This is a genomic window from Streptomyces dengpaensis, from assembly GCF_002946835.1.
Lineage (GTDB): Bacteria > Actinomycetota > Actinomycetes > Streptomycetales > Streptomycetaceae > Streptomyces > Streptomyces dengpaensis.
The window spans coordinates 4,342,927-4,354,372 of the sequence record NZ_CP026652.1 but is presented as its reverse complement, the minus strand read 5'-3'; the positions used below and the strand labels follow the sequence as shown (position 1 = coordinate 4,354,372).

The 11,446-nt window shown below is 67.2% G+C and carries 12 protein-coding genes; 3 read left to right on the top strand and 9 right to left on the bottom strand.

What is annotated here, in order from left to right; genetic code table 11:
- Positions 1–11 precede the first annotated feature (11 nt).
- Together trxB and trxA are read left to right on the top strand one after the other, a co-directional pair.
- Positions 12–977 carry a thioredoxin-disulfide reductase gene (gene trxB / locus C4B68_RS20065; protein WP_099502031.1) on the top strand — a complete coding sequence of 322 codons (966 nt, stop codon included), beginning with the start codon at positions 12–14 and terminating at the stop codon, positions 975–977.
- A gap of 43 nt (positions 978–1,020) precedes the next feature.
- Positions 1,021–1,353, top strand: coding sequence for a thioredoxin (gene trxA, locus C4B68_RS20060; protein WP_099502032.1), 333 nt, complete (start codon positions 1,021–1,023; stop codon positions 1,351–1,353).
- A gap of 98 nt (positions 1,354–1,451) precedes the next feature.
- Here the strand turns inward: trxA and C4B68_RS20055 are convergent, their stop codons facing one another.
- The 9 genes from C4B68_RS20055 to rpmH all read right to left on the bottom strand — a co-directional run bounded on the left by C4B68_RS20055 (position 1,452) and on the right by rpmH (position 8,507).
- Positions 1,452–2,069, bottom strand: coding sequence for a GNAT family N-acetyltransferase (locus C4B68_RS20055; RefSeq protein ID WP_099502033.1), 618 nt, complete (start codon positions 2,067–2,069; stop codon positions 1,452–1,454).
- 326 nt (positions 2,070–2,395) lie between these two features.
- Positions 2,396–3,493, bottom strand: coding sequence for a ParB/RepB/Spo0J family partition protein (locus tag C4B68_RS20050; protein WP_099502034.1), 1,098 nt, complete (start codon positions 3,491–3,493; stop codon positions 2,396–2,398).
- Positions 3,490–4,563 (bottom strand): ParA family protein, encoded by a 1,074-nt coding sequence (locus C4B68_RS20045; protein WP_099502152.1) that lies wholly within the window; start codon positions 4,561–4,563, stop codon positions 3,490–3,492. Before C4B68_RS20045 ends, C4B68_RS20050 begins: the two co-directional genes overlap by 4 nt.
- 360 nt (positions 4,564–4,923) lie before the next feature.
- Positions 4,924–5,640, bottom strand: a complete 717-nt coding sequence (rsmG, locus tag C4B68_RS20040; RefSeq protein WP_099502035.1) for a 16S rRNA (guanine(527)-N(7))-methyltransferase RsmG — start codon at positions 5,638–5,640, stop codon at positions 4,924–4,926.
- Between the two features lie 159 nt (positions 5,641–5,799).
- Positions 5,800–6,309: a Jag family protein gene (locus C4B68_RS20035; RefSeq protein WP_099502036.1), complete on the bottom strand. Its 510-nt coding sequence runs from the start codon at positions 6,307–6,309 to the stop codon at positions 5,800–5,802.
- A gap of 15 nt (positions 6,310–6,324) precedes the next feature.
- On the bottom strand, positions 6,325–7,611 hold the full coding sequence (gene yidC / locus C4B68_RS20030) for a membrane protein insertase YidC (RefSeq protein WP_099502037.1): 1,287 nt from the start codon (positions 7,609–7,611) through the stop codon (positions 6,325–6,327).
- A gap of 3 nt (positions 7,612–7,614) precedes the next feature.
- Positions 7,615–7,980 (bottom strand): membrane protein insertion efficiency factor YidD, encoded by a 366-nt coding sequence (gene yidD / locus C4B68_RS20025; RefSeq protein ID WP_099502038.1) that lies wholly within the window; start codon positions 7,978–7,980, stop codon positions 7,615–7,617.
- Complete coding sequence (gene rnpA / locus C4B68_RS20020; RefSeq protein WP_099502039.1) at positions 7,977–8,348, bottom strand: ribonuclease P protein component; 372 nt, start codon at positions 8,346–8,348, stop codon at positions 7,977–7,979. The genes yidD and rnpA overlap by 4 nt, the downstream gene beginning before the upstream one ends.
- A 21-nt stretch (positions 8,349–8,369) precedes the next feature.
- Positions 8,370–8,507, bottom strand: a complete 138-nt coding sequence (gene rpmH, locus C4B68_RS20015) for a 50S ribosomal protein L34 (RefSeq protein WP_006381191.1) — start codon at positions 8,505–8,507, stop codon at positions 8,370–8,372.
- 399 nt (positions 8,508–8,906) lie between these two features.
- Between rpmH and dnaA the strand changes: the two genes are divergently transcribed.
- A complete protein-coding gene (gene dnaA / locus C4B68_RS20010; protein ID WP_099502040.1) occupies positions 8,907–10,862 on the top strand; it encodes a chromosomal replication initiator protein DnaA in 1,956 nt (651 codons plus the stop codon).
- The last annotated feature ends 584 nt before the right edge of the window (positions 10,863–11,446 follow it).

The window sequence follows — 11,446 nt, the reverse complement described above, 5'->3', positions numbered from 1 at the left end:
GGAATCAAGCCGTGAGCGACGTCCGTAACGTGATCATCATCGGCTCCGGGCCCGCCGGCTACACGGCGGCGCTCTACACCGCGCGCGCGTCGCTGAAGCCGCTGGTCTTCGAGGGCGCCGTCACCGCGGGCGGTGCCCTGATGAACACCACCGAGGTGGAGAACTTCCCCGGTTTCCAGGACGGCATCATGGGCCCCGAGCTCATGGACAACATGCGCGCTCAGGCCGAGCGCTTCGGTGCCGAGCTGGTTCCGGACGACGTCGTCGCCGTCGACCTCTCGGGCGAAATCAAGACCGTCACAGACACGGCGGGCACCGTGCACCGCGCCAAGGCCGTCATCGTCTCGACGGGCTCGCAGCACCGCAAGCTCGGCCTGCCCAACGAGGACGCCCTCTCCGGACGCGGCGTCTCCTGGTGCGCCACCTGTGACGGCTTCTTCTTCAAGGACCAGGACATCGCTGTGATCGGCGGAGGCGACACCGCGATGGAGGAGGCCACCTTCCTCTCCCGCTTCGCCAAGTCCGTGACGATCGTCCACCGCCGGGACTCACTGCGCGCCTCGAAGGCGATGCAGGAGCGCGCGTTCGCCGACCCGAAGATCAAGTTCGTCTGGGACAGCGAGGTCGCCGAGATCAAGGGCAGCCCCAAGCTCGAGGGCCTGACGCTGCGCAACCTCAAGTCCGGGGAAACCTCCGAGCTGCCGGTGACCGGTCTGTTCATCGCGATCGGTCACGACCCGCGAACCGAGCTCTTCAAGGGCCAGCTCGACCTGGACGACGAGGGCTACCTGAAGGTCGAGGCGCCCTCCACTCGCACGAACCTGACCGGTGTCTTCGGCTCCGGTGACGTGGTCGACCACACGTACCGCCAGGCGATCACCGCCGCCGGTACCGGCTGCTCCGCCGCTCTCGACGCCGAGCGCTACCTCGCCGCCCTCACCGACAGCGAGGCCGCGGCGGCGACTGCCACCGTCTGATCCCCCATCCGCCCCACCGCACCAACGAGTTAAGGAGCCCGCCGTGGCCGGCACCCTGAAGAATGTGACTGACGCCTCCTTCGAGCAGGACGTCCTCAAGAACGACAAGCCCGTCCTGGTGGACTTCTGGGCCGCCTGGTGCGGTCCCTGCCGCCAGATCGCGCCGTCCCTGGAGGCGATCGCCGCGGAGTACGGCGACAAGATCGAGGTCGTCAAGCTCAACATCGATGAGAACCCTGGCACGGCCGCCAAGTACGGCGTCATGTCGATTCCGACCCTGAACGTCTACCAGGGTGGCGAGGTCGCCAGGACCATCGTCGGTGCGAAGCCGAAGGCCGCGATCGTGCGCGACCTCGAGGACTTCATCGCCGAGTAGTCGGTGACGGCCGCACGAGCGGCCTATGTTTCACGTGAAACACGAATGGGCCAGCCCGGAAGGGCTGGCCCATTTGCTCTATAGGGACAGGGCGCCGGTTATAGGGGACGGAGCGCCGGTTCCTTCTGTACGGCTCCCAGAAGGCGGTCCAGCGCGAGCTCGACATCTTCCTTCCAGGAGAGCGTCGAGCGCAGCTCCAGCCTCAGTCGCGGATAGGTGGGGTGCGGCCGGACCGTCTTGAAGCCGACGGCCAGCAGATGGTCAGCGGGCAGCACACAGGCCGGTTCCTTCCACCGCGCGTCCCCGAATGCCTCGATGGCTTTGAAGCCCCGGCGCAGCAGATCCTTGGCGACCGTCTGCACCATCACCCGGCCGAGTCCCTGTCCCTGATAGCCGGGCATGATGAAGGCGGTCATCAGCTGAACCGCGTCCGGCGACACCGGACTTGTGGGAAATGCCGTGGAGCGGGGGACATAGGCGGGAGGCGCGTACAGCACGAAGCCCACTGGCACGTCGTCCACATAAACGACACGGCCGCAGGATCCCCAGTCCAGGAGTACCGCAGAGATCCAGGCTTCCTTTTCCAGTGCGGGCGTACCCGCCTTTACCGCGGCCTCGCCGCTGACTGGGTCCAGCTCCCAAAAGACACACGCGCGACAGCGCTTGGGAAGGTCCTGAAGGTTGTCCAGCGTGAGCGGTACGAGCCGGCGCCCCATGAAGGCTGTTCCTCGCTTCCTTCGCCCGCGGCGTCACGGGCGGCTGTCAGAGCGCTCCGCTCCCTGAGCAGGCTGCCGACGAATCCGCCGACCGCTCCCAGGCCCAGGCCCGCGGTCACCAGTCCGGTACGGCTCACGGTATGCATGGCCCCCGCCTCCCCATTGAAGGTGCCGCCAGGTGGATGCGCCATACCCGTTTGCATCGTATCCATGATGCGATTCCATCGAAACCGCCAGAAAGCAAAGAGCGGGCCGTGTTCCGGTACACACCGGACACGGCCCGCTCTTATGGTCGGCCGCTGGGAGAGCGTGCCGCCGTGAGGCGATCAGGCATCCGTGTCCTCGGAGTCGTCGTCGAGGAGGCTCTTCTGAAGGACCGGACCCTCGCCCGGGGCGAGGCTGCCGAGGATGCGCTCGAGGTCCTCCATCGAGGCGAACTCGACGGTGATCTTGCCCTTCTTCTGCCCCAGGTCGACCTTCACCCGCGTCTCGAAGCGGTCCGAGAGACGCGTGGCCAGATCGCTCAGCGCCGGGGAGAGCCGAGCGCCGGCCCGCGGCCCCTTGGAACGCGGCGCGGCCTGAGGCCGCGACCCCATGAGGGTGACGATCTCCTCGACGGCCCGCACCGAAAGCCCCTCGGCCACGATCCGGTGAGCGAGCCGGTCCTGCTCCTCCGAGTCCTCGACGGAGAGCAGCGCCCGTGCATGCCCCGCGGAAAGGACTCCGGCGGCCACACGGCGCTGAACCGCTGGCGAGAGCTTGAGCAGACGCAGGGTGTTGGAGACCTGCGGGCGCGACCGGCCGATACGGTCCGCCAGCTGGTCGTGCGTGCAGTTGAAGTCCTTGAGCAACTGGTCGTAGGCGGCCGCCTCTTCCAGCGGGTTCAGTTGGGCGCGGTGCAGGTTCTCCAGCAGCGCGTCCAGGAGGAGCTTCTCGTCCTCCGTGGCCCGTACGATCGCCGGAATGGCCTCCAGCCCCGCCTCACGGCAGGCCCGCCAGCGCCGCTCGCCCATGATGAGCTCGTAGCGCGCCGGGCCCAGCTGCCGTACGACGACAGGCTGGAGGAGCCCGACCTCCTTGATGGAGGTGACAAGCTCAGCCAGAGCGTCCTCGTCGAAGACCTCACGGGGCTGACGCGGGTTCGGGGTGATGAAGTCGAGGGGCAGCTCGGCGAAGTGAGCACCGACAGGCGCCGGGGGCGCCTCCACGGCTCCGTTCGGCGACGGCTCCTCCGTTTCATGTGAAACAGGCGGCAGCGTGGCCACCTTCGCCGCCGCTACGCCGCGCTCGGCAGTCAGCACGGGTACCGCCGCCGGCGAGGTGGACACGCCACCCGGCGCCGAGGAAGCCGTCTTCTCTCCTGTCGGAGCCGCAGGGATCAGTGCGCCAAGGCCACGCCCCAGCCCCCGTCGTCGCTCGCTCACTGGATCCCCTCCACCAAGTTCTGATCATTCTGTGCGCCCATGTGGGCGGGTTGCACGTCGTACGCCACTCCGACTCCCCGGAGGGCGATTTCCCGTGCGGCCTCAAGATACGAGAGAGCACCGCTCGAACCTGGATCGTAAGTCAGCACCGTCTGCCCATAGCTCGGAGCCTCGGAGATACGGACCGAGCGCGGAATGCTCGTTCGCAGCACCTCGTCGCCGAAGTGGCTGCGCACCTCGTCCGCGACCTGGGACGCGAGGCGCGTCCGACCGTCGTACATGGTGAGCAGGATCGTCGATACATGCAGGGCGGGATTCAGGTGCCCTCGCACCAGATCGACGTTGCGCAGGAGCTGCCCCAGGCCTTCCAGTGCGTAGTACTCGCACTGGATGGGGATGAGCACCTCCGCGCCGGCGACCAGCGCGTTGACCGTGAGGAGGCCGAGCGACGGCGGGCAGTCGATGAGGATGTAGTCCAACGGCTGCTCGTACGCCTGGATCGCTCGCTCCAGTCGGCTCTCTCGCGCCACCAGGGACACCAGCTCGATCTCCGCACCGGCGAGATCGATCGTGGCAGGGGCGCAGAAGAGACCCTCGACATCGGGGACCGGCTGAACGACTTCAGAGAGCGGCTTGCTGTCGATCAACACGTCGTAGATGGATGGAACTTCGGCGTGGTGGTCGATACCCAGCGCGGTGGATGCATTGCCCTGAGGGTCGAGGTCGATCACCAGAACACGGCCACCGTGCAGGGCCAAGGAGGCAGCGAGATTGACTGTGGTCGTGGTCTTTCCCACCCCGCCCTTCTGGTTGGCGACCACGATGACACGGGTCTGCTCAGGCCGTGGCAGGCCCTCACCGGCACGACCCAGCGCCTCCACCGCCAGTTGGGCAGCACGACCAATGGGAGTGTCGTCCATCGGGGGCGGTGTTTCACGTGAAACATCCTCCCCCATCGACTCGGTACGGGGACCGGGGACCGGATCGGTCATCGGTCCCGCGATGTTGGCGTCGGACCGCAAGGATTCACTCTCCTCGACTTCAGGCTCGCAATGAACAGAGCCTCCCATGTCTTCGGGGTCGTGAACCAGCGAGGCCCGGTCTTCTGTGGAGAAATCCACCTCTGTGGACAACTCCGCACCCTCTCCGAGTGAACCGAGAGGTTTCCGGCCGCGGGGTTCGGCCGCGGCGCGGCCGCGACTGATGATGCCATGCAACAGTGAGCGACGTTTCACGTGAAACACGATGCATAGCGGCCCTGGCCATCACGGCGCGACACTCCGAGATGCGTAGGTTTGGCAGCTTGTGTGGAGTACGGCTCCTCGTCAGGACGGATCAGCGGGAGTGAGGAAAAACTCCCCGCCAGAATCAGAAAACTCCCGACTGCGCCCTGCGAAGCCGGGAGTCCACGATCCACATCGCGCCCAGGATCAGCGGCGGCGCCGCGCCCGCCCCGTCCGGGCCGCCTTGGCCCGCTTCGCCGCGAAGCGCACTCCACCCGGGCTCTCCCCTACCTCGACCCGCACCACGGTGGACAGCGGGTCCACGACGCCCTCACCGACATGCAGGATCGACGTCTCCACCGCTCCGAGCTTGCTGAGAGCCGTGGCAGCAGCCTTCAGCTCCTCCTCGGCCGTGTCGCCCTTGAGCGCGAGCATCTCGCCGTAGGGGCGAAGCAGCGGGATGCCCCAGGTCGCCAGCCGGTCCAGCGGAGCGACCGCCCTGGCCGTCACCACATGGACCGGTTGCAGCTTCCCCATGACCTCCTCGGCGCGGCCCCGCACGACGGTCACATGGTCGAGACCGAGCAGCTCGACGACCTCCGTGAGGAAGTTCGTCCGGCGCAGGAGCGGCTCGAGCAGGGTGATCTTGAGATCCTCCCGGACGAGAGCCAGCGGGATGCCGGGCAGCCCGGCGCCGGAGCCGACGTCGCACACGGTCACGCCCTCAGGCACGACCTCGGAGAGCACGGCGCAGTTCAGCAGGTGCCTCTCCCACAGCCTGGGCACCTCACGCGGGCCGATCAGCCCGCGCTGCACTCCCGCCTCGGCCAGCAGTTCCGCGTATCGCACCGCGTCCTCGAAGCGATCGCCGAATACCTCGCGTGCCTGCTCGGGCGCAGGGGGAAGCTCTGCTGCCTCCGTCACGGGGACCGTCCTTCCGTACCGCATGAGCGCACTGGGCGCTGAGTTCCAGAACCATCAGGGACCACAGCCGCCGGGGACCAGCGGCTGCGTGACTACCAGGCTGACAAAGTTCGGCCCCGTCTGCGCAACAGACGGGGCCGGAGGAACGTACGTAACCGATCAGGCTGGAAGCACAACGACGAAGCGCTGCGGCTCCTCGCCCTCGGACTCGCTGCGCAGGCCCGCGGCCTTGACCGCGTCGTGAACGACCTTGCGCTCGAACGGCGTCATCGGCTTCATCTTCACCGGCTCGCCGGAGCTCTTGACCTCGGCCGCGGCCTTGGCGCCCAGCTCCGACAGCTCCTCGCGCTTCTTGGCGCGGTAGCCGGCGATGTCGAGCATCAGACGGCTGCGGTCCCCGGTCTCCCGGTGCACGGCCAGTCGCGTGAGCTCCTGGAGCGCCTCCAGCACCTCACCGTCACGGCCGACCAGCTTCTGCAGGTCGCGGCTGCCCGCGTCGCTGATGATCGAGACAGCGGCGCGGTCGGCCTCGACGTCCATGTCGATGTCACCGTCGAGATCGGCGATGTCCAGCAGACCTTCGAGGTAGTCCGCCGCGATCTCGCCTTCCTGCTCCAGGCGAGTCAGGGTGTCGCCCTCGGTGGCGGCGGAGGTGGTGCCTTCCGTCACGGGATGGACTCCTTCTTACTTCTTGGACGGGGACTTGGGCCGCTGCGGACCCTTGCGCTGTCCGGACTGGGCCTTGCTGCGGGTGCCGGTGCCGGGCTTGTTGCCAGCGCCGGCCGGCTTGGCGGCGGAGGGCTTGGCGTCCTGCGGCTCCTCGGACTTGCTCAGCGAGGTCTTCGGCTCGGACTCGCCGGCCGCCTTGGCCGCGCCCGACTGGCGCTGCGACTTGGACTGCCGCTTCGGCTGCTGGCGCTTGGGGGCGCCGCCGCCCGTCGTCGTCGGCGTACCGTCCTCGGCCTCGGTGACGGCAGCGCTCTCGCTCTTCGTCACAGTGCCGTCGGCCTGGGCCGCCAGGCCTCCCTTGGTGAGGCTGTTGATGAACTTGCGCTCGAACTCGTTGCGGTCACGGCCCTTGGCGACGATCGCCTTGACGACGGTCTTTTCACCGCGGCCACGGGTCTTGCCGTGGTGGAGGACGTGCTTCTGCAGACGCTCCAGGTACGCGGCCTGAGCCTTGCTGCCCGGCGTCGGGTTGTTGTGGATGACGTACATCTGCTGGCCCATGGTCCACACGTTGGTGGTCAGCCAGTAGACGAGGACACCGACCGGGAAGTTGATACCGAAGACGGCGAACATGACCGGGAAGATGTACATCAGCATCTTCTGCTGCTGCATGAACGGCGTCTTCACCGTGGTGTCGACGTTCTTCGTCATCAGCTGACGCTGGGTGTAGAACTGCGACGCCGACATCAGGACGATCATGATCGCGGTGATGACACGGACGTCGGTCACCGAGGCACCGAGCTGGGCGACCTTGTCGGCGCTGTCGGTGAACTTCGCCGCGAGCGGAGCTCCGACGATATGCGCCTGACGAGCGCTGCCGAGCAGCTGGTCGTCGATGAAGCCGATCGTCTTGCCGGTCGCGATGCTGTTGAGCACGTGATACAGGGCGAAGAAGAACGGCGACTGGGCCAGGATGGGAAGGCACGAGGAGAGCGGGTTGGTACCCGACTCCTTGTACAGCTTCATCATCTCTTCGGACTGGCGCTGCTTGTCGTTCTTGTAGCGCTCCTGGATCTTCTTCATCTCGGGCTGCAGCGTCTGCATGGCCCGAGTGGCCTTGATCTGCTTCACGAAGAGCGGGATCAGGCAGATTCGGATCAGGATCACCAGGGACACGATGGACAAGCCCCAGGCCCAGCCCGTGTCGGGACCGAAGATCGCCCCGTACACGGAATGGAACTGGACGATGATCCAGGAAACGGGTGTCGTGATGAAGCTGAAAAGACTGGCAATCGTGTCCACTAATCAGGCTCCTTGAGCATGGGACGGAGTCTCGGCGGCCGGGCTCGAGGGGTGCTCGGACATACCGTGCCTCTCGGTGGCCGGTTCGGCGGCGGAGTTCCCGCCCTTGCGTGCACGCCAGGCGTTACGCAGCATTTCGTGCCATCGCGGACGCTTGCGCGGCGGGACATGGTCCACGCCGCCCAGCGACCACGGATTGCACCGGAGGATGCGCCAGGCGGTGAGTGCCGTTCCCTTGATCGCACCGTGCCGGTCGATGGCCGTGTAGCCATAGTGGGAGCACGACGGGTAGTACTTGCAGACCGGCCCGAGCAACGGGCTGATCGTCCACTGGTACAGCTTGATAAGAGCCAGCAGCGGGTACTTCATCGCGCGCCCCCTCCCAGCAGCCGCTGAAGGGCGGCATCCAGGTCTCGGGCCAGCTGTTCATGGTCGGCGTCGCCCGCACCGGGCAGCGCTCGTACGACTACCAGGCTACCGGGGGGCAACTGGGCCACTCGGTCACGCATCAGATGGCGAAGTCGGCGCTTCACCTTGTTGCGTACGACCGCTCCACCCACGGCCTTGCTCACGACGAAACCCGCACGCGTCGGGGGAGCGCTCTCCCCAGGCGCGTGCGGGTCCGTTGCACCGCTACTTAGATGGACGACGAGAAGCGGGCGTCCGGCCCGACGTCCTCGGCGTACCGCGGTCGCGAAGTCTTCGCGCCGCCTCAGCCGATGCTCGGTAGGCAGCACGACATCATGACCTGTAAGTAATCAGGCGGACAGGCTGGCGCGACCCTTGCCACGGCGGTTCGCGAGAATCGCGCGGCCGGCACGGGTGCGCATCCGCAGGCGGAAGCCGTGGGTCTTGGCGCGACGACGGTTGTTCGGCTGGAAGGTGCGCTTGCTCACTCGGGGGCTCCAGAAAGAATCGGTAGTGGCGGGGTGCCGTCCTGGCTGTCACCGTGCGCCCACGAGTAGCTCGTATTAACGCCCGAGTGCACCGCTTCCCGATCACTCTTACGCGATCTGTGCCCATCGGAGGCAGGCGGCAGCAGCCATCGACAACTCGACCTGGTTACGGTACGCGCGGCTGAGCCATCCGGTCAAACCAGCTCCGACCAAGAGACACTATCCACAGGCTGGGGACAACAACTTGAACCGCACCGGTCGCCCTGACTACCGTGGCTGGACTCCGATTCGTTCCCTTCCCACCGCCCCAGCGGTTTTGTTCCCCCCGCCCCACCCGACTGACTTCCCAACCCGTTCCCAGAACCACACGTTCGTGGGACCCGTGAGAGAGCGTGCCCTGTGGCTGACGTACCTGCCGATCTTGCCGCAGTGTGGCCACGAGTACTGGAACAGCTCCTCGGTGAGGGCCGTGGACAGGGTGTTGAGGCGAAGGACGAGCACTGGATCAAGCGCTGCCAGCCGCTGGCCCTGGTAGCCGACACCGCCCTGCTCGCGGTCCCGAACGAGTTCGCGAAGAACGTACTGGAAGGGCGCCTCGCGCCGATCGTCAGCGAAACCCTGAGCCGCGAGTGCGGCCGCCCGATCCGCATCGCGATCACCGTCGACGACTCCGCCGGAGAGCCCCCGGCGCCGTCCACCCCGCCCCGCTACGAGGAGCCCGAGGTCTCCTCCGGGTCCGGGCAGGGACGTGATCCCTACGACAACGGTTCGCTCCAGGGCCGTGACGCATACGACAGCCAGGCTCGCGACGAGCGCAGCGGCTACGACGCCCAGGGCCGTGACGGGCGCGACGCCTACGACGCCCAGCGACGCGAGGGATACCAGGGGTACGGCCGCCACCGCGCCGACGACCACCGCAGCGGCCGCTCCGACCAGCTTCCCGGCGCCCCGGGCGACCAGCTCCCGACCGCCCGCCCCGCGTACCCGGACTATCAGCGCCCCGAGCCGGGCGCCTGGCCGAGGCACTCCCAGGAGGACTACGGCTGGCAGCAGCAGCGCCTCGGCTTCCCGGAACGCGACCCGTACGCCTCGCCCTCGCAGGACTACCGGCCGCAGTCGATGGAGCGCCCGCCCTACGAGCAGCAGCGCCCGGACTACGACCAGGCGCGCCCCGATTACGACCAGCGGCCCGACCGCCGGGTTCAGGAGCCGCCCTCGGGCAGCGGTCAGGCACATCGCGGCGGCTCCGCGCTGCCCTCCTCCAGCGGCGCCCCCGGCCCGCTGGCCGCGCAGCCCGCGCCGGCGAGCGGTCCCGGTGAGCCGACCGCGCGCCTCAACCCGAAGTACCTCTTCGACACCTTCGTCATCGGTGCCTCCAACCGCTTCGCGCACGCGGCCGCGGTCGCCGTCGCCGAGGCACCGGCGAAGGCATACAACCCCCTCTTCATCTATGGGGAGTCGGGTCTCGGCAAGACGCACCTGCTGCACGCGATCGGGCACTACGCGCGCAGCCTGTACCCGGGCACGCGGGTGCGGTACGTGAGCTCCGAGGAGTTCACCAACGAGTTCATCAACTCCATCCGCGACGGCAAGGGCGACAGCTTCCGCAAGCGGTACCGCGAGATGGACATCCTGCTGGTCGACGACATCCAGTTCCTCGCGGACAAGGAGTCGACGCAGGAGGAGTTCTTCCACACCTTCAATACGCTCCACAACGCGAACAAACAGATCGTGCTGTCCTCCGACCGGCCGCCCAAGCAGCTGGTCACCTTGGAGGACCGACTGCGGAACCGTTTCGAGTGGGGTCTGATCACCGATGTCCAGCCGCCCGAGCTGGAGACCCGAATCGCCATCCTTCGTAAGAAGGCGGTTCAGGAGCAGCTCAACGCTCCACCGGAGGTGCTGGAGTTCATCGCCTCCCGGATCTCGCGCAACATCCGCGAGCTGGAGGGCGCGCTGATCCGGGTGACGGCGTTCGCGTCGCTCAACCGGCAGCCGGTGGATCTGGGTCTGACGGAGATCGTCCTCAAGGACCTGATCCCCGGCGGCGAGGACTCGGCCCCCGAGATCACCGCGACCGCGATCATGGCGGCCACCGCCGACTACTTCGGCCTCACGGTGGACGACCTGTGCGGGTCCTCGCGCAGCCGCGTCCTCGTGACGGCGCGGCAGATCGCCATGTATCTGTGCCGCGAGCTCACGGACCTGTCGCTGCCGAAGATCGGCGCGCAGTTCGGCGGCCGCGACCACACGACCGTCATGCACGCCGACCGCAAGATCCGCGCGCTGATGGCCGAGCGTCGCTCCATCTACAACCAGGTGACCGAACTCACGAACCGCATCAAGAACGGCTGACAGAGGCCGTCGTACGTCGCCGAAGGCGCCCCGGGAGACATTCCTGAGGGCGCCTTTCGCTGTTCTCGCACCCGGTTCTCACACCCGCCCGGAGGGGCTCCGGCACCGCTCCGAGAGGCTCTGACACCGCGCCGAGGGGGGGCAGACAACCGCTCCGAGAGGGTCAGACACGTGCTCCCAGGGCGCCCGCCCCGCTTTCCACCGCTACCGACTCGACACCTGCCGTTCGAATATGAGCCCGGGTACGGCCACTCTCCACAGATTCGGTGAGTTTCTGGCGTCCACACCCTGGGGACTGGGAAGTTGTCCCGATCGTGTCCACAGGGGGCACGGTTGAGAGACCATCAGACCAGGTCAACCCCCTGTGGATTCGTGGACGAAGACTCTCCACAGTCTGTGGACGGAGAAAAGATCCACAGGGCGTGCACGGAGTTGTCCACCGTCGGCCCACAGGCGGACGCCGGTTGTCCCCAGCGCTCCCCAGCTTCTCCACACCTCTGTCCACTGTTCGGCAACGCGCCGCGCCTTCTCACCGTGTCGAGTGAAAGGCGTCACACCAAGGTGCCCGGTTGGGCTGTGGGGAA